The organism is Nocardia rhizosphaerihabitans (genome assembly GCF_014646295.1).
GTDB lineage: Bacteria > Actinomycetota > Actinomycetes > Mycobacteriales > Mycobacteriaceae > Nocardia > Nocardia rhizosphaerihabitans.
Map to the genome: position 1 here is coordinate 129,622 of NZ_BMNE01000003.1, position 21,400 is coordinate 151,021.

The following is a 21,400-nucleotide window of genomic DNA, read 5'->3' on the forward strand; positions in this document are numbered from 1 at the left end:
TACCGCGTCTGAGTGGGGATTCGTTCGCAGATCCGAGTGTCGGTGCTGGAGCCGGTTGTGCCAGTCGATCTTCCATCGCCTCTTGTCACCAGAACCTATCGGTGGGGTGATGCGCACTGTGCATCACCCGTCGGACGTGACGTCCGCGGGAGGAGGAATCACTCGAAGGAAGGCATGCTGTGAGGAAGCGGTGGTTGGAACGGACCGCTGGACCGCGAGGACTGTTCGAGCACCGAACAGCATCCTCGCTGCGTCGCGCTGAGCACCCAGTACCGCAATCCGCCGGTGATCGCAGACCTTGTCAATGCCTCTCCTGCTGTGACGGGCCCTCGAAACCGGATGGATTGGTGTCGTCGATGGTCCGGTCATCACGTTCGTCGACACCGCCGACCATGCGGTCCAAGGTCTTCGTCGCGTGGGGAAATCTTGGGTCCACCCGGCAAGCCCTGAATTGGCCGGTCGCGCCGCTTGTTTAGAACAACCACGCTGGCCGTCGGTACGGCGTCGGCGGGTCGCTCAACTCGATGGGTTCGGGGTCGCGAAGCGGGGATTCAGCGCGGTCCGAGTCCGGCCAGGAGCAGGTCGACCGAGTGTTCGGCCAAGCCGTCGGGAATGTCGCTGTCGAACTGGGTCGCGTACATGTGAACCAGCCCGCCCAGCATCAGCATGGTCAGGCGCGGGTCCGTCCCGGCCGTGACTTCGCCGCGCTCGATACCGCGCCGGACGATCTCCTCGGACGCAGCGAGCCGCACGGCCCAGAACTCGCGGCGGGCCGCGTCGGCGTCGGCATCGACTTCGGTGATGACGGTGGAGCGAATCAGGGCCGTGCCGGAGGGGGCGCGGGCGAACCGGACCAGCGTCGTCATGAACGCGAGCAGGTCGGAACGCACCGATCCGGTGTCGGGGATGGGGATCTGGGACTCCATTCGGGAGAGCAGCGCGTCGAGCAACAGCCGCGGCAGCGTTTTCCAGCGCCGGTAGATCGAGGTCTCGTGTACTCCGGCGTCGGCGGCGATATCGGCGACACGCACGGCGTCGATGCCGACGGTCTCGATGCGGGCGAGCGTCGCGTCCAGGACAGCGCGCCGCAGCCGCGCTCCGCGAAGTTGCGGGATGTGCTCGACAGGCGGGGGCATGTCCCCATTATCGCAAGTTCTCTTGCGTTGTGCCGTGCGGGGGCCTAGCGTGGCGGATATCGCAAGTCGACTTGCGATAGAGTGCAGGAGGAACGAGATGAGCGACAGCGACGTCGTGGTGGTCCGCGGCATCCGATTCGCCAGGGCGGACCGGTTCGGCCCTCCCGAATCGGTGCCCTACGAAGGCAGGCCGGAGGGTGGGCGGCAGCCGGTGATCGCGCCGCAACTACCGGGTCGGCTGGAACAGGTGATGGGCGCGTCGCTGCCGCTGCCGCAGTCGGAAGACTGTCTCGAGCTGGTGGTCACCGCACCCGCGACAGCGGGTTCGGCCCCGTGCCCGGTGCTGGTGTGGATTCACGGCGGCGCTTATCTGGTCGGCAGTGGGGCGTGGAATCTGTACGACTCGACCGAGCTGGTGCGGGAGACCGGCATCGTCGTCGTCTCGATCAACTATCGTCTCGGCGTCCTCGGCTATCTGCGCATGCCGGGTGTCGCGCCGGGCAATCTCGGTCTGCTCGACCAGATCGCCGCGCTGACCTGGGTGCGCGAGCACATCGGTGAGTTCGGCGGTGATCCCGGCCGGGTCACCGTGGCCGGACAGTCCGCCGGAGCGCATTCCGTCGTCGCGATGCTCGGCATCGAATCCACCAGGGGGCTGTTCCAGCGCGCCATCGTGCAGAGCGCGCCGTTCGGCATCGGATTCCAGCGTGCGAGCCAGGCGCAGCGCGCGGCGCAGCGCTTTCTCGCCGCGCTCGGCCGCGATCCGCGCGAGGCGTCCACCGCCGAGATCCTGGTCGCGCAGGGTACGGCGGTGCGCGCGTCGGCCGGCCCAGGCGGACTCAACGCCGCGCCGCCGTTCGCGCCGATCGCCGGCGTCGATCCGCTCCCCGGCGAATCCGTATGGCGACGCGAGGTCGTGCGGCGAGCGGGTGGCCTGCCGGTGATCATCGGGACGACCGCCGACGAGATGGGCGCCTTCTACGGCGGCGCGCATCCGGTGTTCTCCCGGATTCGCCGTCTGCCGTGCGGTTCGCCGGTCACGTCCGGCATCCAGCGGCTGGTGGGACGCAAGGCCTTCGAAGACGGCACCGCCGACTTCGCGGATCTGCTCGCCACCCACGGCGCCGAGGTCTACCGCTATCGGGTGCAGCGACTGCATCGGGACAACCCGTTCGGTGCCTGCCACTGCCTCGATTTGCCGCTGCTGTTCGGCGACGACGACGCCTGGCGGGACGCGGCCATGGTGCGACCGCTGAGCCGCACCGACATTCGTGAACTCGGCACGCGGACACGGCGCCGGTGGGGTGCTTTCGTGCACACCGGAGATCCGGGATGGCCGCGCTGCATGCCCGGTTCCCCGACCATCCATTCGATCCCCTGAGCGCTCGAATCCCACCAGAAAGGACAGCGGCCCATGGTTGTTCGGCACGCTGAAGTCATCGGCGGCGGTATCGGCGGGCTCACCGCCGCCGCGGCGCTCGCGCGGCAGGGCTGGCGTGTGCGAGTACACGAACGTCAATCCGAGATCCGCGCGGTCGGCGCCGGAATCTATGTCTGGGACAACGGTTTGTCCGCGCTGGCGGAGATCGGCGCGTACGCGGCGGCGACTCGGGGCGCACACATCGGCCCGGCGATCGAGGCACGATCGCGGCACGGAAGGCCGCTCTACCGGATCGACATCAACGGCGACGGTCAGCCGCGCTGCTACACCCTGCTGCGGAACCAGCTGGTCGCGGCGCTGGCGCAGGCCGCTCTCGCGGCCGGAGCCGAACTCGTCACCGATTCCACCGCGGTCGACGTGACCCCCGACGGCCAGGTGGACTTCACGAACGGCCGCTGCGCCACCGCTGATCTGATCGTCGTCGCCAACGGAGTCCACCCCCCGTTCCGCGATCGGCTCGGGCTCACCGCGCGGCGGGTCCGGATGCGCGAGGGGGCGGCGCGGCTGATGGTGCCCTCCGCGCCGGACCACCTCCCGCCCACGGACAGCGCCAAGCATCTCGAACACTTCCAGGGACGCCGCCGACTGTTGTACACGCCGTGCACGCCGGAGTCCCTCTACCTCGCCGTGGTCGCCGACAGCGATGACGCCGCGACCCGCGGCGACGTCGTCGACATCGATTCCTGGGTGCGCAGCTTCCCATACCTACCACGCCGTCGACCGGATGTATTCGAAGTTCGACCAGGGAATTCGGAGATCAGGCGTCGCGCGCAACACCGGCTCAAGGTCGAGCAGCGTCCGGGAATCGAACGGGCCCAGCGCACCTCGTATCGGATGCGCTTGCTCAACAGCGTCCCGGACCTCGCGCGTGACCCTCTGCTGACGCTGGCGGGCCGACTGCCCGGGCTGACCAGCTCGCAGCTGGCCGCCACACGGCTGCGACCGACGACCGGCGACGGCGCAGACGCGCGCAGCGATCCCCACAGTGTCCGCGGTGCCGCGGATCGGAGAAGGAGAACAGGATGATCAACACGATGAACATCGACGGCGTCGACATCGCCTTCGACGACCAGGGATACGCCCCCGACGCCCCGGCGATCGTCCTGCTCAACGGGTGGGCGCACGATCTGCGGGCCTGGAACCCGCTCCTACCGCATCTGCGTGAGCGGCACCGGGTCATCCGGGTGTGCTGGCGCGGACACGGACCGGACCGGACTCCGGTCGGCGAATTCGGTGTGGCCGAACAGGTTTCCGACACCATCGGCCTGCTCGACGCCCTCGAAGTGGAGTCGTTCGTTCCGCTCTCGCACGCCCACGGCGGGTGGGTGGGCTTGGAGGTGGCCGACCGGCTCGGAGTCGACCGGGTTCCGGCCGTGCTGCTGCTCGATCTCATCATGACGCCCCCGCCGCCGGAATTCGCCGCGGGCGTCGCCGCCCTGCAGGACCCGGCGACCTGGAAAGCGGCCCGCGACGGCCTCCTGCGTTCGTGGCTCGACGGCAGCACCCATCCGGCCGTGCTGAACCATGTTCGGTTCGAAGCAGGCGGGCACGGCTACGACATGTGGGCACGCTCGGGTCGGGAGGTCGAAAAGGCTTACCACACTTGGGGTTCGCCGATGCGGCGGATGGAGCTGATGAGCGGGACACGTCCGATCCGGCATGTGTTCTCGCACCCGAAGACCGACGCCTACGACGCGCTGCACGCCGAGTTCGCCGCTCGCCACCCGTGGTTCAGCTATCGCCGGCTGCCCGGGGAAACTCATTTCCCCGGCCTCGAACTGCCGGAACACGTTGCCGCGGAGCTGTTCGAGTTCCTCGGATCGACCGTGCGGGGCTGAGTGCCGCACTGCGACGATGCCGGGCGGAGTTATCCCTCGCCCGGCATCACCGTGTCATGGCTACGCCTGGTTCCTTCGTCCTGTGGTCACCAGGAACGCGGTGGCCGTACCGATGACGGTCAGTGCCGCGATGCCGAGAATCAGCCACCGTGCCGACGCCACCGGGTCCGAACCGCCGGCCGCGAGGAAGTTGCCCGCGATCGCGGAGGTGAGCGTAAGAGTGAACCTCATCCCCAGCCGCTCGATGGTGAAGGCAACCTTGTCGAGCCGGTCGAGCGCGCTCTGCAGCTTGTACGGCTTCAGACTGCGCACAAGATTGTCGGCTTCGGCGTTGTAGGCACGCAACATCAGTTTGGAGTACTCCCTGATCGCCTTGCGGCCTTCGGTCAGCGAACCGTTGACGTGCCAGGACAACGACGCCTCGATCGCGCCACCATCGCGCCGCGCCATCGCTTTGATCTCACCCTGCAACACGGTCAGTGCCTCCCGGTAGGCGACCGCGTCGGTAAGAGGATGGCGGTAGGTATAGATCCCGAGTTGCGGTGCTGGCTTTCACCGACAGCGACATAGAAGTCAAGACCGTTCCAGGGAGGCTGCTTCTTCGCACCGGCCCCACCAATGGCAGGATCGAGATCAGGATTGCTCAGCCACGACCGAGCCAGATACTCCTATGTTCGGCACCATCTTGGCCGCACTGCGCACCGATCCGAGTATCGAGCTCACGCAGAGGGCGATCGATGCCGCGCTCGCGGATCCGCAAGCCGTGGCCTACCTCGGTTCCTTGTCCACCATGTCGAGGACGACAGAGTGATCTCTGATGTCTGAAGTTCTACCCACCGGTCCCTCGCGGATCGTCGAGACACCGTTCGCGCGAGCGATCGCCTGGGGCATCGGACCCCGAGGCTTACGCAGCCAGGCCGCTCTGCGCCGCGAAGTCGAGGGCAAAGTGGTCGTGATCACCGGGGCTTCGTTCGGGGTGGGGGAGGTAACCGCGCGCTGGTTCGCGCGGCGGGGGCCGGGTGGTGATCGCCGCGCGGTCGATGGATCGGCTGCTCGAGGTGGCAGAGAAGATCAACGCCGCAGGCGCCGGAATTCGGTGTCGGTGCGATGCAACTCGGCATTGCATGCATTGCAGGTGTATCGGGGTTCGAGTAGATGGTCGCCAGCGTTGTGCACAATGGTCAGGCCGGACCGTCCGTATTCGGACAGGTGCCGCGCAGCCCACGAGTTCAGTGCCGCGAAGACCGGGAAGAAGTCGAGGCTCTTGGGTGTGGTGCGGTACTCCTGCCGCCGGGCGCCGTCGACAATCGGTGTGCGGATCAGCATTCCCTGGTCGACGAAGTACGCGAGGCGGTCGGTCAGGGTTACCGGCGAGATCGATCCGAGCCGATCTTGGAAGTCCCCGAAGCGGCGGTTGCCCTCGAGTGCGGCGGCCAGCAGGAAGGTTGACCACCGATCGGCGAGCACGCTACAGGAGTCCAGCGCTGCCGCGTCGCTTCTCGCCGTGCGCCGGGAGCGGCGGTCCGCGACGTCGATGAGGAGCGGCGCGTCGACATCGGTCCGTACGTCGCGCGCGGTGACCCCGATCGCCTGACAATCACCGCAGCCGAACACCGGGGTGATGACGTGCCCGCAGATGCGGTGGCGAAGGAGGGTGGTCGGTCGGTCGGGTGTCCAGCAACGGTCCCAATTCCACAGTGCGACGAAGGCCGGCCACAGATCGCAGCCGAGATCGGTAAGGCGGTACTCGTTGCGCGGCGGCGAGGTCGAATACGGCTGCGCGTCGAGGATCCTGTCGTCGACCAGTCGACCCAAACGGTGCGACAGAACGGCGTCGGAGATCCCCAACCTGTCGCGCAGTTGTGCGAAACGCACGGTGTCGTCGAAAACGGCCCGCACAATCTGCAGGTTCCATTTGTCGCCCATGATGAGCAGGGCGTGCCCCAGCGCGGACGACGCCGGAGGGATCGGTGGCGCAGCGGCTCGGGGCCGGACTGTGGGCATGCGTCCATCATCGCAAACGGGGTCGGGCCGGGACTGCCACAGTGCGGCGCATAGTGCGCAGATTGTGACTATTTATAGAGTAGTGAATTCAACATCATACGCTCCGCGTGATGGGGTTGTCGTTGAGTTACTGCCGCAACTACTCGCCACTCTGCATGAACCCTTGACCGGACTCCAGTATTGCAGAGTGACTTTTAATATTGTAGTAATGATGGGGTCGCCGTGAGCTTGAAGTGCGACAACAAGGAGGAACACATGACACACCCCGTGTACGTTCTCGGCGGCGCCCAAACCGACTTCGCCAGGAACTGGTCGAAGGAAGGGCTCGGCCTGGTCGACATGTTCGCCGAGACCGTGCCTGCCGCCCTGGCCGACGCACGAGTCGACGACCGCGAGGTCGGCGTCATCCACGTGAGCAACCTGGCCGGCGAACTCTTCGCCGGCCAGTCCCAGCTCGGCGGCATGGTAATCGCGGCGGTGCCAGGACTCGACGGACTGCCGAGCACGCGGCACGAAGCGGCGTGCGCCTCGGGCAGCACCGCCGTCCTCGCCGCGTGCGCGGAGATCGAGTCGGGCCGATACGACGTCGCGCTGGTCGTCGGGGTCGAGCTGATGCGCAACGTGTCCGCGCAGACGGCCGCCGAATACCTGGGGACCGCGGCGTGGGCGGGGCGGGAGGCGCTGGAGGTGAAGTATCCGTGGCCCGCGCTCTTCGCCGACATCGCGGTGGAGTACGAGCGGCGCTACGGTCTCGACCACGCGCATCTCGGCCGTTTCGCCGAGATCGCGTTTGGCAACGGGTCCCGCAATGGGCTCGCGCAGACCCGGGACTGGGACTTCCCCGCGGGATCCTTCGACGAGAACGACGAGGTGAACCCCATCGTCGAGGGAATGCTCCGCAAAACCGACTGCGGCCGCATCACCGACGGCGCCGCCGCCGTGGTGCTGGCCGGGCCGAAGTTCGCGCGGGCGTGGGCACAGCGGACCGGAGCGGACCTGGACCAGGAAGCGACGATCGCCGGATTCGGCCACCGTACCGCGACTCTGCTGCTCGCGGACAAACTCGCCCAGAGCGCCGAGCAGGACTATCTCTTCCCGCACCTGCGCGGAGCCGTCGAGGACGCCTACCGGCGCGCGGGGATCTCGGGGGTCGCGGATCTGGATGTCGCCGAGATCCACGACTGCTTCACCATCAACGGGCTGGTCACCCTCGAGCACATCGGGCTGGCCGCCCCCGGCAAGGGCGGCGAGGCGGTGATGGACGGCTCGATCGAACTCGGCGGGCGGCTGCCGGTGAACCCCAGCGGTGGGCTGATGTCGCACGGGCACCCGGTGGGCGCCACCGGCGTCCGCATGGTGCTCGACGCGGCTCGCCAGGTCACCGGCCGGGCGGGGGATCATCAGGTCGACAACGCCCGGCGTGCCCTCACCGTCAACATCGGTGGATCGTTCACGACCGCGGTGTCCACGGTCGTCACCCGGGGCACCCGGACGCCCGCTTGATCGCAAACGACGAAAGTCTCCTGGGCGGAGCGGGTTTCGCCCACCTCGCCCAGGAGACTTTCGGATCGCCCTCGGCCCGCCGATGCGGACCGAGGGCTCTGACCACTACCCGCGGGCCTCGGCCAGCTGATCGGCGCGCACCCAGGTTGCATGGAAGCCGGAGGGAACCCGGCGCGGCAACAGCACCCGCGCGATCGGTCCCGCCGCGACATCCTCGGCGTCGAAGATATTGATCTCGCCCCGGTCCTCGGCCTCGTCGTTGACGAAACAGACCAGGTAGCCGTCGGTCTCGCCCGTCGATCCGTCGCGCGGCGCGAACGGCGCCTCCGAACCCCAACGCCCGGAACCGAATTTGTGCTCTTCCTTGGCGCCCGTCTGCGAATCGAAGCGCACGAGTCCGTCGAACAACAGGGTCGGTTCGTTGCCGAGGCTCATGCTGTACGAGTACCGGTGCGAGCGGCCCATGACCCGCGAATCCACACTGGGGAACTCGATATTGGCGTTGTCGAGCTCGGCCTCGATGGTGGCGCCTGTGCGCAGGTTGAAGCGGTATCGGTAGAGCTGCGCGTCGAGTCGCATGTACGCGAGCATGTTCGACAGCGGCGACGCGAACGTCGTCTGGTGCTGCGGGTTCTTCACCCGGCACACATCCATGATGATCTCCTCGCCCACTTCCCACGCGTTGACGACGTGGTAGATGTAGCAGGGCTTCACCTCGAACCAGCGCACCTCGCTGCCCTGTCCGTGCCGGGGAATGACGGCGAATCGAGCGGGCAGCTCCTGGTCGTAGAAGATCCGGTACTTGCCCGCACGGCGTGCGTCGTGGTCCTGCACCAGCGGCAGGTCCATGAGGATCGAGTAGTTGTCGGTGATCCCGATGTCGTGCGGCAGTCGCGGACCCGGCAGGTCGATCTGGGTCAGGTGCGTCTGGCGACCATCGACGCCGATGATGCCGTAGCGCAGGAAGTCCTGGTCGGGGCCGTAGTCGAACCAGATCAGCTCGCCGGTGGCCTCGTCGACCTTCGGGTGCGCCATCATGTCACCCACGAGGGTGCCCAGGAAGTCCTGCGCGCCGAGGGTTTCCAGCGACAACGGGTCGACGGCGTAGGGCGTTCCGCAGAGGTACCAGGTCGCCAGGACCTGGCCACGGTGATAGATGACGTCGGTGTTGGCAGAATCCTTGATCCCGAGACCGTGTCCGTTGCCCCACGGATTGTCCTGGGGGTTCTCCATGAGACCGGTCCACAGGGCGCGGCCCGCCTCGGACTCCTCGTGGAAGGCTTTGGTCCGGACATACCGATTGCGGTACCGCACCTTTCCGTTCTCGAAGTGCGCGGCGTGAATCATGCCGTCGCCGTCGAACATGTGATATCGGCCCGGCGCCTCGAACTGCCGGTTCGGGCCGTTGCGGAGATACACGCCGTTGAGGTCGGCGGGAATTTCCCCGATGACGGTGAGATCGTCGAGGGTGAGTTCGTCGTGGACGGGCGCGAATACGCCGAGGGTGTACGGATTGTCGGTGGCGTCGACCGGGCGAGCGACGGCGATGGGGTCGCCGTTCGCCCGGGGCTGGGTGGAAGTCATGCCTGCTCCGTTTCAGTGTTGTTGTGGCGCTGTGGCGCTGTGGGGTAGAGCACCAGCTGGGTGCAGCGGAAGAGCGCGATCGCCCGTCCGGAGTCGTCGCGGACGGTGGCGTCCCACACCTGGGTGCGCCGCCCGCCGTGGACGAGCGTCGCGTCGGCGGTGACCGTCCCCGACCGTGCGGTGCCGAGGTAGTTGGTCTTGAGTTCGAGAGTGGTGAATCCGGACGCTCCGGTGGGGAGCGCCAGCCGCGCGCCGACACCGCACACCGTGTCGGCCAAGGCGACGACGGTGGCCGCGTGCAGATATCCGTTCGGCGCCAGCAGCGCCTCGCGAACGGGCAGTTCGCCGGTGACCGCCGCGGCCGTGGCCGCCCGGACGCGCATGCCGATCAGGCCGGGAAACCGCCCGCCGAGCATCGCGTTCAGCTCCTCGACGAGGGGCCGGGCCGACCCGGTCGGCGTCTCGCGTGGACTGCCCACCGGTGCGCGGTCCTCGACCGGTGATTCCATGTCAGCCGACTTTCTCGATCGCGCTGCGGATGTCGCGCCGCTGCAGCTTGCCGATCGGGTTCCGGGGCAGTTCGTCGACCGTGACGATCCGCTCCGGCAGCTTGAACGACGCCACCTCCTTCGCCCGCAGGAAGCTCACCAGGTCCTCGAGCTCGACCCCGGCTGCTGTCGCGGGAACCACGACCGCGCAGCACTTCTCGCCGAGCACGTCGTCGGGGTACCCGACGACCGCCACGTCGGCGACCGCGGGATGGTCGATCAGGATCCCTTCGATCTCGGCCGGAGCGATGTTCATTCCGCCGCGGATGATGATCTCCTTGCTGCGGTCGACGAACCTGAGGTACTCGCCGTTGTCGCCGCACAGCTCGAAGATGTCCCCGCTGCAGAGGTATCCGTCGTCGTCGAACGGGCTCGACGCGGCGGTTCCCGCGAGGTAGCCCGCGAAGATCGTCGGGCCCTGCAGGCGGAGTTCGCCGCGCCCGCCGACCTCGGTGACCTGCTCACCGGTCGCGGGATCCACCAGCCGTACCGAGGTGCGCTCGGCGACCCCGGTGACCCAAGTACGTTCCGGCGCACCATAATTCGGCAGGTACTCGGCGCGGATCATCGGGTCCGGCGTGTCGGACGGGGCACCGAGCAGGCACACGCCCTCGTTCGACCCGAAGAAGTTGAGCACCTCCACGCCGAGCGAGTACTGCCAGTCGCGCACGACGCCCGGCGGCAGCGGAGCGCCACCCGACCCCACCCGGCGCAGCGCCGACAGGTCGTGCGCGGCGCGCAGGTCCGCGCGCTGCAGCAGCATGGTGAGGATCGCGGGCGGCATGCTCGTGTGGGTGACCCGGTAGCGCTGGAGCTGATCGAGATACACGGCCAGGTCGAGCGGGTGGTGCAGCACCAGGTGGCCGCCGCCGAGCAGCCACGGCAGCAGCGAGGTCGCGAACCCGGCCATGTTCACCATCGGGAACGGGTTGAGCATGACCGCGGCGGGGTCCGTCTCCAGACCGTCCTGAACCGCCTGCCCGACCGCGATCCAGTCGCCGTGGCAGCGGGGCACGCCCTTGGGCGCGGCCTCGGTTCCGCTGGTCCAGCAGATGGTGACGCAGTCGTTCACCGATCGGGGCAGTGCCCCGTAGACGCGGCGCACGGCCTCGCGCGATTCCTCGGTGGCGGGATCCGCGTCCAGGGGCCTGCCTGCGCTCGACACGGCCGCACCGAAGGTGAACACGGTGCGCAGCGAGGGCAGTTCGCCGATCAGGCTGAGTGCTTCCTCGGACGGCGCCCGGTCGCCGAGGTCGGTGACGGTGACCACCGCGACGGCCGAGGCGGATTCGACGATCCGGGTCAGTTCGTGCCGTCGATACGAGGCGGGCATGGGGGCCGCGATCGCGCCCAGGCGCCACAGCGCGAAGTAGGTCGCGGTCAGCGCGACGGAGTTGGGCATCAGCACCGCGACGACGTCGCCGGGGCCGACACCCGATTCGTGCAGCTGGGCGGCGAGGTCGTCGACGCGGGCGTCGAGTTCCCGCCAGGTCAGCTCCGCGGGCTCGAGCCCGCACAGCTCGGGCAGGTTCGTCGGATCGGTCACCGCGCAGGACTCGCCGCGGGTGCGGACGTGGCCGTCGAGGAGATCGAGCACGGTCAGCGGTGACCACCACCGGCGTTCCAGGTAGTCCGCGACACGGTGATCGGGGTGGCAGGGGCGTAAGCGGTCGGCGGCCATGCCGTCCGGGATGGCGTTCATGGTGTCTCTTTCGTGCGGTGATCTGGGTAGCCGGTCAACGGAGTCGGCGGACGACGACGGCGGCGCCGAGCCCGAGCGCCGCCGGGATGGTCACGAGGGCGTATTCGCCGTCGACGCGGGCGAGCTGGTCGAGGGCGTTGACGAGGAGAGCTCCGCCACCCGCACCCAGCGGATGGCCGGTGGCGAGCGATCCGCCGAGTGGATTGACCCGGTGCGGATCGAGCCCCAGTTCCCGGATCATCACCAGGACCGACGCGGCGAAGGACTCGTTCGCCTCGATCACGTCGAGCTGTCCCGCGGTGATCCCGGCCTTCTCGATGGCGCGCCGCGAGGCGGCGACCGATGCCGTGAGCAGCGGCGAGCGCACGGCGGCCTGGGCTAAGCCGACCACCTCCCCGATCGGCTCGCTGCCGAACCGATCGCGTGCGGCGGCGGATCCGAACACCGCCAACGCCGCACCGTCGGCCATCTGCGGAGCGGTGGCGGCGGTGTGCAGCCCACCCGCCGGCCGCGCGACCGCGGGCAGGCGCTTCGCGACTCTGCTCCACGACGGGTCCTCGCCGAAGAGCGGCGAGAGTTCGCCGAGGGATTCGAGGCTGACGTCGGGTCGGGGGCCCTCGTCCGAGTCGAGGATCGTGGTGTCGCCCGATCGGACCGCGATCACCGAGCGGGACGGCGGAGCCGCGGCGGCGCGCTGGTGCGAGGTGACCGCGTAGGCATCGAGATCGGTTCGGGTCAAACCGTATTCGGCCGCGGTCAGGTCCGCGGAGACCCCGATGGTGACGTAGCCGGTGCGGTCGCCGAGTTCCTCGTCGCCGACGAAGGCAGGCCGGTCGGACAGCATCGGCACCCGGGACATCGACTCGACGCCACCGGCGACGACGACATCGGCGATACCGGAGGCCACCTTGGCCGCGGCGGACTCGATCGCGTCCAGTCCAGAGCAGCACAGTCGCGAGACCACGCCCGCGCCGACGTGGTCGGGCCAGCCCGCCCAGAGCACGCCTGCCCTGGCGACATTGCCGCCCTGTTCACCGACCGCCGTGCTGGTGCCGACGATGACATCGTCGACCGTATCGGCGGGGAGGCCACGTTCCCGCAGGGCGGACAGCAGCTGGGCGAGGAGTTCGTGCGCGGGTACGTCGGCGAAGGTGCCGCCCTGACGCCGGACCCGGGCCTTCGGTGTGCGGACCGCGTCGTAGATGTAGACGCCGGAGGAGAACTGGGACATGGTCACGCCCCCTCGACCTGGCGGCGGTCCTGGACGACGCGGAAGCGCCCGGCGACGAACGACTCGTCGGTGAGGGTCGCGTTGCCTGCGGGGTTGAGCCCGGTGACGTGGTAGTCGCTGTAGGCGGCCGCGAACTGCATGGGCATCGAGGACACCAGGTTCGCCGAGAGGGAGGCGCCGGCATCGGCGTAGGCGTCGGCCACCTCGTCGACGACGGCGTCGTCGGTGCAGTAGAGGTACGAGCTGATCGCGCCGTGGCCGCGGACGCTCGCGGTCGCGTGCGCCACCGCGGCCGCGGTGTCGGCACAGTCGACGAGGAACGCGACCGGACCGAACTGCTCGCCCTCGGGAAGCGTGTCCCCCCGACGGGGATCGACCCGCACGACCAGCGGGGTCACCGCCCTGGCCCGGGGATAGTCGGGGTGGACGTACGGTACCGGCTTGCGCAGCAGGGTCCCGCTCGCCTCGGCCACGTCGGCGAGCGCGGTGATCGAGTGCAGCGTCGCGTCGGACTGCAGCGCGCCGCAGACGGCCGCGGCGCGGCGTGGCGCGCCCGCCAGGTCGTCGATCGCGGACAGGAGCGCGGCGACGACGTCGTCCCGGGCGATCACGCCCGCGTCCGTGCGCACGCCCGCGTCGGGGAGGTAGATGTTCTGCGGCGTGGTGCACATCTGGCCGCTGAAGAGCGAGAGACCGCCGGCGAGCGTGCGCATCGCCGCGGACAGATCGGAGACGGAATCGAGGACGACGGTGTTGACGCCCGCGGTCTCGGTGAACACCAGGGTATTCGGGACGTTGCGTTCCAGCCACGACCCGAAGGCGGGACTGCCGGTGAAATCGACGATCCGCACCTCGGGGCTGGTGGCGAGCTGTCCGGCGACGGGAGCCTCGGCGGTGTCGACGACCAGCTGGACGGCGTCGGCGGGCAACTGCGCTTCGGCCAGCACCTCACGGATCACGCCGACCGCGAGCGCGGTCGCCAGGACCGAGCGGGGGTGCGGCTTGACGAGGACCGGGTTTCCCGTCGCGAGGTTGGCGAGGATCGCCGGGTAGGCGTTCCAGGCGGGGAACGAGGCGCAGGCGATGACGAGCGCGGTGCCGAGCGGGCGGGCGCGGAATCGCTTGCGCAGAGTCACGTCCGACTTGCCGAACCGCTGCTGCCAGGTCACCTGTCCGGGTACCCGGGTCATCGCCGACCAGGCCATCGCCACCGCTTCCAGGCCGCGGTCGAGGGCGTTGGTCCCGCTGCCGCTGCAGGCCATGTTCAGGCTCTGCCCGGTGGTGTGCGCGGTGACCGCCGCGAACTCCTGGCCGCGCTGGTGGATCCGGTGCAGCGCCTCCAGGCACACGCCGACCCGGCGCTCGATATCGGCGTCGCGGAGGGCGCGGGCGGCGGCCGCCGCGCCCGCGAGCGCCTGGTCGACCGACGGCGCGTGGTAGCTGACGTTGAGCGCCTTCCCGGTGTACGGCGAGATCTCGTCGGCGGTGATCACCGAGTCGGTGGGCGACGAGAGCGTCAGGGTGGCACCGTCGAACGTGGCGAGGATGGCATCGGCCTGCGCGACGCCGGGCGGGGCGATGGGCGCGTACCCGGTCCAGGCGACGCGGGTGCGGTTGGCCTCCGCCGCCGCCCGCAACTGTTCGAGGTGGGTTTCGAAGAACATCGGCGCTCGTTCCTGTGTCAACAGATGTGTGGCGAGATCAGTCAGTGATCGGGAGCGCGGAGGTAGGTGTCCGCTTCAGCCGAATCAACTACTGTTATTGAAGTGAAGCAGGACACAGCAGGAATTGTCAACGGTCGACGGCGGCCGGACCGCCCGCGAGGGAGAGAGCGTGCCGGCTAGCGCGGGAACTGAGCGCCGAACGGGAAAGGTTCGAAGCGCACGGAGGTGCGTTCCACCGCGACCTCACAGCCACGGCAGCGCAGCGCGGGCAGCAGCCACGAACCACACTCGGGGTGGCGGAGTTTCGGGCCGAGCGGGAGTGCGTCGGGATGCGCGAGCTCCGTCCACGACAGCAGGAAAGCGAAGATCGGGAACAGTCCCCGTCCGCGCGGGGTCAGCACGTACTCGCGCCCGTTACCGCGTTCGCTCCGGGCGAGAATCTGCATCTCGGACAGCCGTCCCAGCCGTTCGGTGAGGGTTGTCGGCGAGATGCTCAGGATGGACTGGAATTCCCCGAAGCGGCGCACCCCGGACAGCGCCAAGCCGGTGACCATGGCGCTCCAGCGGTCGCCGATCGCCTCCATGACCTCGGTGAACTGCAGGTCGGCGCGGCTCACGGACGGGGCATTGCGGGTCGATCGCCGTCGCCCGCTGCGCGCCACCAGGACCAGCGATTCCCGGTCCAGTTCGAGCTGGGCATCCCGGGTGCCGACGGTGCGGCCGCAGTGCCCGCACATCATCGCCGGTGGCCCCCGATGGCCGCAGTCGATGTGCACCAGCTCGGGTTGCAGTAGCCCTTCGGGGGACCACTCCCGCTGCCACGCCCAGACGCTGGCCAGTATCTCCCACGTCGCCATGCCGAGTTCGGTCAGCAGGTAGTCGTGGCGGTCGCCGCCATTCGGCTGCGGCCTGCGCTCCATCAGACCCGCCTCGACCAGCGCGTTCAGGCGTGCGGTCAGCATGGCGGGCGGGGCGCCGGTGTGGTCGATCCACTGACTGAAGCGGCGCGCGTGATCGACGAAGGCCTCGCGCAGGATGGCCAGGGTCAACCGGTCGCCGAGCAGGTCGATCGTCTGGGCGACCGGGCTCTGCGGAGCGGTGGTCCCGGATTCGGTCACCTCATCCACCTCCCGGTCCCGCCCGCGACGATCGTCTCCCGCGCATCGTTCGCTCAGGCCTCCAACACAATAGCGATGCCCTGCCCCACACCGATGCAGGCCGACGCCACGCCGACGCCGCCGCCGAGCCGACGCAGGTGGCGCAGGCAATCGACCACCATCCTGGCCGCCGACGCGCCGAGCGGATGGCCGAGGGCGATGGCGCCGCCGAAGGGATTGACCCGATCGACCGCGATGCCGGGGAGTTCCCGCAGGCACGACAGGACCATCGCGGCGAACGCCTCGTTGAGCTCGAGCACCCGGACATCGGCGAGCTCGAGCCCCGCGCGGTCCAGTGCTTTCGCGATGGCGGCCACCGGTGCGAGCGCGAACTTGTCGGGTTCGGCGCCGACCACCGCCGAGCTCAGCACCCGGCCGAGCGGTTCCACACCGAGCTCGTCGGCGACGGCTCCGGTGCCGATCAGCGCCGCGACCGCTCCGTCGCTGATCGGCGACGAATTCCCGGCGGTGACGCTGCCGTCGCGCGAGAAGGCCGGACGCAGCGCGGCCAGGGTCACCGCGTCGGTCACCCGGATCGGTTCGTCGCGGTCGAGGTCGGGGTGTGGCGTGACGAAGCCGTCGTGCACGCCGCCCGCCCACGCCCGACCCGCCAGCTCATGGGACCGCAGCGCCCATTCGTCCTGCTCGGCGCGCCCGACGCCCAGCTGCTCCGCCACCAATTCCGCCGACCTGCCGAGCGTCTCGATCCAGGCCGCGGGGAAACGCGGGTTGGGCATGCGCCACCCGACGGTGGTGGGGATCAGTTCCATCCGCCGTGGAAATGCGGAGTCCACCGGCGGGAGCACGTACGGCGCGCGGCTCATGCTCTCCGAGCCGCCCGCGATCACGATCTCGGCGTCACCGACGGCGACCCGCCTGACCGCGGACAACACCGCCTCGGCGCCGGAGCCGCACAGCCGGTTGACCGACACGCCCGGGATCGTGTGCGGGAGCCCCGCGAGCAGCACCGCCATCCGCGCGACATTGCGGTTGTCCTCGCCCGCGCCGTTGGCGTTTCCCCAGACGACGTCGTCGATTCGGCCGGGATCGAGGGTCGGATGCCTGCGGACCAGGTCGGCGATCGGCAGCGCGGCCAGATCGTCGGCCCGGACGTGGGAGAGCGCGCCGCGGACCGCGCCGAACGGCGTCCGGACCGCGTCGATCACCCACGATGCGCGTCGGTCGGCGAGGGAATGGCGTTCGGTCATGGGACTCCTCCTGGGTGATCGGCACGGCCCCTTGCGGAAATTCGCCGGCCGTTGTCTACTTCAATAACTGTAGCGAATGGAAGGAGCCTCATGTCGATAGCCGATGTGGTCCGTACCGCGGCCGATCGGTACGGACCCGCGACCGCGATCGAGGACAGCCACGGGACTCGGTCGTTCACCGAACTGTCCGACCGGGCACACGCGCTGGCGGGGGGCCTGCGTGACCTCGGCATCGCGGTGGGCAGCCGGGTCGTCGTCCTGCTCGGCAACTCCGTGGCGGCCGTCGAAGTCGACCTCGCGCTGGCGATCGGCGGCTTCGTCCGGGCGTCGCTGAACCCGCGGGTGGGCCCGGCGGAGTGGGAACGTGTCGTCAGGGACTGCGCGCCGGACGCCCTGATCGTCGACACCCGGATCGCCGGGGCGGCCGAGTTCGCCGCGCGGACGACATCGACCGTGATCGCCGTCGACCCGACCGCGTCGGCCGGACCTTCGCTCGACGAGCTGGCGACCGTTGCCGCCGACTACGCCGGGTTGCCGACGCCGGAGCCGGATTCGCTGTGCGCGCTGCACTATTCGTCCGGGACCACCGGCATCCCGAAGGGCGCCGAGCGGACGCACGCGAACCGGCTGGCATCGCTCGCCGCGATGCGCGACCAGGTGCTCGCCGGCACCCTCGACGGAGCCGACCCCGCGGTGTTCCTGCACGCGGGCCCCGTCATTCACACCAGCGGGCTGTTCGTGTTGCCGGTCCTCGAGGCGGGCGGCCGCCAGGTACTCCTCGATCACGTCGGCCCGGCGGGTCTCATCGATGCCGTCGGGGTACACGCCGCGACCCATACCGCCCTGGTACCAACGGTGATCGCCCGGTTGCTCGAATTCGACGACGACCGGCTGTCGGTGCTGCGACGCCTGCGCATGCTCGCCTACGCGGGCGCTCCGATGCCGGTCGAACACATCCGGCAGGCGTATCGCCGCATCACACCGAATCTCGTTCAGTACTACGGAATGGTCGAGGCGATCCCGCCCCTGACGGTGCTGACCGCGGCGGACCATCGCCGCGGCGTGATCGACAACGCCGGACTGCTCGGGTCGGTGGGGCGCGCCTGCCCGGCCGCGGCCATCGTGTTCGGTACCCACGACGACCCGGTCCCCGACGGCGAGATCGGCGAGCTCGTCGTCGCCGGACCCGCTGTCAGCCCCGGCTATCACAACGCGGGCACGCGAACGGATCTGGGTAAGAGCCACGTCGACGGACACCTGTACTCCGGCGACCTCGGCTACCGGGACCCGGACGGCTACATCCACCTGACCGGCCGCAGCAAGGACATGATCATCACGGGCGGGTACAACGTCTATCCCCGCGAGGTCGAGGAGGCGATCTCCGCGATCCCCGGAGTCGACGACGTCGTTGTCGTCGGGCTGCCCGACGAGGTGTGGGGGCAACGCATCGTCGCCGCGTACACCTCGGCGGCCGGCGCGCGTGTCGAAGGCGACGTCGTGCTGGCGGAGAGCCGGACCCGGCTGCCCGACTACAAACGCCCCAAGGCCGCGCACCGCGTCGACCGGCTGCCACTGACCGCGCTGGGGAAGGTCGATCGGGCAGCGGCGGCAACGCTGCTCGACGCCCTCGTCCGCGCCGCATCATGAACTCGCCCAAGCACTTACCGCTCCCCGACAGAGGAAACACCATGACCGACTCGTCCCTGTCCACCCTGCGCCTGCCGGTCGTCGCGGCGCCGATGTTCCTGGTGTCCGGTCCGGAGCTGGTCACCGCGGCGTGCACCGCGGGCGTCGTCGGATCGTTCCCGACGCAGAACTGCCGCACGGCGGCCGACCTCGACACCTGGATGGGAACGATCACCGATGCGCTCCGCGCGGCAGCGGCCACCGAGGGCCGGGTGGCCCCGTGGGCGGCGAATGTGATCACGCACAGCAGCAATGCCCGCCTTGCGGACGACCTGCGCCTCATCGCCGAATACCAGCCGCAGATCGTCATCACCGCCCTCGGATCCCCGAAGCCCGTGATGGACATCGTCAAGGGATACGGCGGCGCGGTCATCGCCGACGTGGTCAACCTGCGCCTCGCGCACAAGGCCGCTGCCGCGGGCGTCGACGGTATGGCCTGCGTGTCGGCGGGCGCGGGTGGCCACACCGGCCACCTGTCACCCTTCGCGTTCACCTCCGCCGTGCGTGAATTCTTCGACGGGATGATCATCATCGGCGGCGGCATCAGCGACGGTCACGGTGTCGCGGGCGCGATCACCGCGGGCGCTGACCTGGTCTACATGGGTACTCGGTTCCTGGCGGCGGCGGAGAGTATGGCCGTCGACGGGTACAAGCAGATGGTCGTCGACCACGGACCCGACGACCTCGTGATCAGTTCCGCCATCACCGGCACCCCCGCCTCCTGGCTCAAACCCAGCCTCCTCGCCTGCGGCCTGGACCCCGACAACCTGACCCCGCAGACGGGCGAGAAGAACTACACCGCGGGCACCGAGTCGATGAAGCGATGGAAGGACGTTTGGGCGGCAGGCCAGGGGCTGCAGCCCATCCGCGTCATCGAACCGGTGCACGCCATCGTCGATCGGATCGAGACGGAGTACGTCGCAGCGCTGCGACGGTCGAGCCGGATCATCGCTGCCGTCGCGCGATGAGGGTCGACGGCGCGTTGCGCTGAGGCCGAACAAGCAGGCGGCTTCAGCGAGCAAGTCAGGTCGGACGGCGTCGTCGAAGAGCAATGATCAAGGCGCGCGGATCGCGGAAGGAGTTCACCTTCCCGGATGATCCGTCAGTCCTGATCTTGATCACGCCGGTGCGTCAACGTCGGTCGGGACAGCTCCGCCTCGCGCACACGACAAGCGAATTCTTTCCGAATTCGTTGAGCGGCAGCGATTTTCTACCCCGATGCTGTCCTCTCGTAATCAGGTTCCGACGATGAGTCGCTGGCACACCTGGAGAAGGTGTTCAGTGGAACTGTGCAGGGCCATCGCGTCATTGGCAACCGCGCCCACGATGTGCGGTTGCGCGCGGTAACCTGCCCTCGATCGCATGCGGGCGACGTCGTGTTGCTCGGCGACGCTGCCGACACCGTCCACTACTCTGCCAGTGGCCTTCCATCACCAGGCGCGGTGACAGAAGGCCCTCCGACGTCAGGCACAACGGTTCTCAACGGTGCGCAGCGCCGAACCCAGTGAGTGTGGATCGGTGCGGATCGCGGCAGCGCGATCCGCTGCGAGCTCGACCAGGGTCGTCAACGCCGACGGCGCGGCGGCAAATAGCGGAATCCAGGGGAAGGCGCCGACGAGCACCTGGCACACACCGAGGATGTGATGGTGGCGGGCGCGCAGATGCGCGTGCTCGTGCGCCAGCACCGCACGCCACTGTGCCTCGGTCAGGCAGCGGGCCGGACCATCGGTGACCACGACATACCCGCCGCGTCCTGAGACGCTGTATGCCAACGGCACCGGGTGATCGAGCCATACCAGGCCGGTGCTGGCTGGATCGACGCGGCTAAGCAATGCGAGGAGTGCGGTGTGCCGCCGACGATGAGCCGACCATTTTCGCACGTGGACGACGGCGACACGGGCGACGAGTCCCACAGGCAAGATCAATCCGGCTATGGCGGCCGGCAAGATCAGGTCCGCTGTCCAGGTGACGATCGTGAGCTCGATCTCGGCGAGGCTCTGTGCGACCGCACCCACCAATGAGTTGCCAGGTGGGTCTCCCGGCCACGCCACGCCGCCAATGCCAGCACACCGACCGCGATCGTCGCCGACACCGCGCCCATCCAGGCCACGATACCCACGACTGGCGCGCCGCCGAAGTCGATGCGCCGGAGGACTGCGGGTGTGCCCAGGGCCAGGATCGCGCCAGCGGCCAGCAGGGCGATGAGCAGGATCACGATCCGTCCTCGCCAGCGGACAAGCCCTGCCGCAACGCCTGGACCTCCTGCGCGCTCGCGGTGCGCGCCAGATGCAACAACGCGCCGGGTGCATCCGGGCTCGCGTCGAAAATCTCACGCAGCAAATCGGTGGTCGCTTCGGCGCGGGAGCGGCTGGGGCGATAGCGGTACCGTCGGCCGATCTTCTCCCGCTGAACCCAGCCCTTTTACCAGAGATGCGTCACGACCGTCAGGATGGTGGGTGTAGGCGGGAGTTCGTTGCTCCCGGCTTACGCGATCGACGAGATCGTGCACCGACAGCGCGTCCGGAACCTCCCACAGCACCGTCATCACCTGGTTCTCCAGCGCACCCAGGCCTTTCACCATCGCTCGTCCCATCTCGCCGCTCCGCATAAGATACTGCCTTCGCCGTTTCTGCTGTTCGAATCCGCCGAAGTGCTGGAACGAATCGTGACGTATCTTCTCAGCTGGATCGCGACTCAA

The 21,400-nt window shown here is 68.9% G+C and carries 19 protein-coding genes; 7 read left to right on the forward strand and 12 right to left on the reverse strand.

Annotated features, from left to right (window positions below; genetic code table 11):
• Positions 1–551: 551 nt before the first annotated feature.
• Entirely contained in the window at positions 552–1,136 is a 585-nt protein-coding gene (locus IEY60_RS13370; RefSeq protein WP_189027791.1) for a TetR/AcrR family transcriptional regulator, read from the reverse strand.
• A 97-nt stretch (positions 1,137–1,233) separates the two neighbouring features.
• Here IEY60_RS13370 and IEY60_RS13375 point away from each other — a divergent pair, with 97 nt between their 5' ends.
• From IEY60_RS13375 to IEY60_RS13385, 3 genes are read left to right on the forward strand one after another with little or no spacing between them, the layout of a single operon-like run.
• A complete protein-coding gene (locus IEY60_RS13375) occupies positions 1,234–2,517 on the forward strand; it encodes a carboxylesterase family protein (RefSeq protein ID WP_189027793.1) in 1,284 nt (427 codons plus the stop codon).
• A 33-nt stretch (positions 2,518–2,550) separates the two neighbouring features.
• On the forward strand, positions 2,551–3,603 hold the full coding sequence (locus IEY60_RS13380) for an FAD-dependent oxidoreductase (protein ID WP_189027795.1): 1,053 nt from the start codon (positions 2,551–2,553) through the stop codon (positions 3,601–3,603).
• The gene (locus IEY60_RS13385) at positions 3,600–4,415 is read left to right on the forward strand and encodes an alpha/beta fold hydrolase (protein ID WP_189027797.1); all 816 of its coding nucleotides are present in this window, start codon (positions 3,600–3,602) and stop codon (positions 4,413–4,415) included. Before IEY60_RS13380 ends, IEY60_RS13385 begins: the two co-directional genes overlap by 4 nt.
• A 60-nt stretch (positions 4,416–4,475) precedes the next feature.
• Here IEY60_RS13385 and IEY60_RS13390 read toward each other — a convergent pair whose 3' ends face one another.
• Positions 4,476–4,946: an SNIPE associated domain-containing protein gene (locus tag IEY60_RS13390; RefSeq protein WP_505827673.1), complete on the reverse strand. Its 471-nt coding sequence runs from the start codon at positions 4,944–4,946 to the stop codon at positions 4,476–4,478.
• Between the two features lie 139 nt (positions 4,947–5,085).
• Here IEY60_RS13390 and IEY60_RS13395 point away from each other — a divergent pair, with 139 nt between their 5' ends.
• Positions 5,086–5,226 carry a hypothetical protein gene (locus IEY60_RS13395; RefSeq protein ID WP_189027802.1) on the forward strand — a complete coding sequence of 47 codons (141 nt, stop codon included), beginning with the start codon at positions 5,086–5,088 and terminating at the stop codon, positions 5,224–5,226.
• A gap of 260 nt (positions 5,227–5,486) precedes the next feature.
• On the opposite strand, the gene IEY60_RS13400 is transcribed toward IEY60_RS13395, so the two are convergent.
• A complete protein-coding gene (locus IEY60_RS13400; protein ID WP_189027804.1) occupies positions 5,487–6,419 on the reverse strand; it encodes a winged helix-turn-helix transcriptional regulator in 933 nt (310 codons plus the stop codon).
• A gap of 255 nt (positions 6,420–6,674) precedes the next feature.
• On the opposite strand from IEY60_RS13400, the gene IEY60_RS13405 reads away from it, so the two are divergent.
• Positions 6,675–7,922 (forward strand): acetyl-CoA acetyltransferase, encoded by a 1,248-nt coding sequence (locus IEY60_RS13405; RefSeq protein ID WP_189027806.1) that lies wholly within the window; start codon positions 6,675–6,677, stop codon positions 7,920–7,922.
• A 105-nt stretch (positions 7,923–8,027) separates the two neighbouring features.
• Here the strand turns inward: IEY60_RS13405 and IEY60_RS13410 are convergent, their stop codons facing one another.
• The 7 genes from IEY60_RS13410 to IEY60_RS13440 all read right to left on the reverse strand — a co-directional run bounded on the left by IEY60_RS13410 (position 8,028) and on the right by IEY60_RS13440 (position 17,016).
• Positions 8,028–9,506 (reverse strand): carotenoid oxygenase family protein, encoded by a 1,479-nt coding sequence (locus IEY60_RS13410; RefSeq protein ID WP_189027809.1) that lies wholly within the window; start codon positions 9,504–9,506, stop codon positions 8,028–8,030.
• Entirely contained in the window at positions 9,503–10,015 is a 513-nt protein-coding gene (locus IEY60_RS13415) for a PaaI family thioesterase (protein ID WP_189027812.1), read from the reverse strand. Before IEY60_RS13415 ends, IEY60_RS13410 begins: the two co-directional genes overlap by 4 nt.
• A gap of 1 nt (position 10,016) precedes the next feature.
• A complete protein-coding gene (locus tag IEY60_RS13420) occupies positions 10,017–11,756 on the reverse strand; it encodes a class I adenylate-forming enzyme family protein (protein WP_189027814.1) in 1,740 nt (579 codons plus the stop codon).
• Positions 11,757–11,790: 34 nt separating this feature from the next.
• A complete protein-coding gene (locus IEY60_RS13425) occupies positions 11,791–12,987 on the reverse strand; it encodes a thiolase family protein (protein ID WP_189029342.1) in 1,197 nt (398 codons plus the stop codon).
• Positions 12,988–12,989: 2 nt separating this feature from the next.
• Positions 12,990–14,651: an aldehyde dehydrogenase family protein gene (locus IEY60_RS13430; protein ID WP_189027817.1), complete on the reverse strand. Its 1,662-nt coding sequence runs from the start codon at positions 14,649–14,651 to the stop codon at positions 12,990–12,992.
• Positions 14,652–14,827: 176 nt separating this feature from the next.
• The gene (locus tag IEY60_RS13435) at positions 14,828–15,769 is read right to left on the reverse strand and encodes a winged helix-turn-helix transcriptional regulator (RefSeq protein WP_189027820.1); all 942 of its coding nucleotides are present in this window, start codon (positions 15,767–15,769) and stop codon (positions 14,828–14,830) included.
• Positions 15,770–15,822: 53 nt separating this feature from the next.
• Complete coding sequence (locus IEY60_RS13440) at positions 15,823–17,016, reverse strand: thiolase family protein (protein WP_189027822.1); 1,194 nt, start codon at positions 17,014–17,016, stop codon at positions 15,823–15,825.
• Between the two features lie 90 nt (positions 17,017–17,106).
• Here IEY60_RS13440 and IEY60_RS13445 point away from each other — a divergent pair, with 90 nt between their 5' ends.
• Together IEY60_RS13445 and IEY60_RS13450 are read left to right on the forward strand one after the other, a co-directional pair.
• A complete protein-coding gene (locus tag IEY60_RS13445) occupies positions 17,107–18,663 on the forward strand; it encodes a class I adenylate-forming enzyme family protein (protein WP_189027825.1) in 1,557 nt (518 codons plus the stop codon).
• Positions 18,664–18,704: 41 nt separating this feature from the next.
• Complete coding sequence (locus IEY60_RS13450) at positions 18,705–19,670, forward strand: NAD(P)H-dependent flavin oxidoreductase (RefSeq protein WP_189027827.1); 966 nt, start codon at positions 18,705–18,707, stop codon at positions 19,668–19,670.
• 495 nt (positions 19,671–20,165) lie between these two features.
• Here IEY60_RS13450 and IEY60_RS13455 read toward each other — a convergent pair whose 3' ends face one another.
• A complete protein-coding gene (locus IEY60_RS13455) occupies positions 20,166–20,717 on the reverse strand; it encodes a M56 family metallopeptidase (protein ID WP_189027829.1) in 552 nt (183 codons plus the stop codon).
• 196 nt (positions 20,718–20,913) lie between these two features.
• Positions 20,914–21,099: a hypothetical protein gene (locus tag IEY60_RS36500; protein WP_373291725.1), complete on the reverse strand. Its 186-nt coding sequence runs from the start codon at positions 21,097–21,099 to the stop codon at positions 20,914–20,916.
• Between the last annotated feature and the right edge of the window lie 301 nt (positions 21,100–21,400).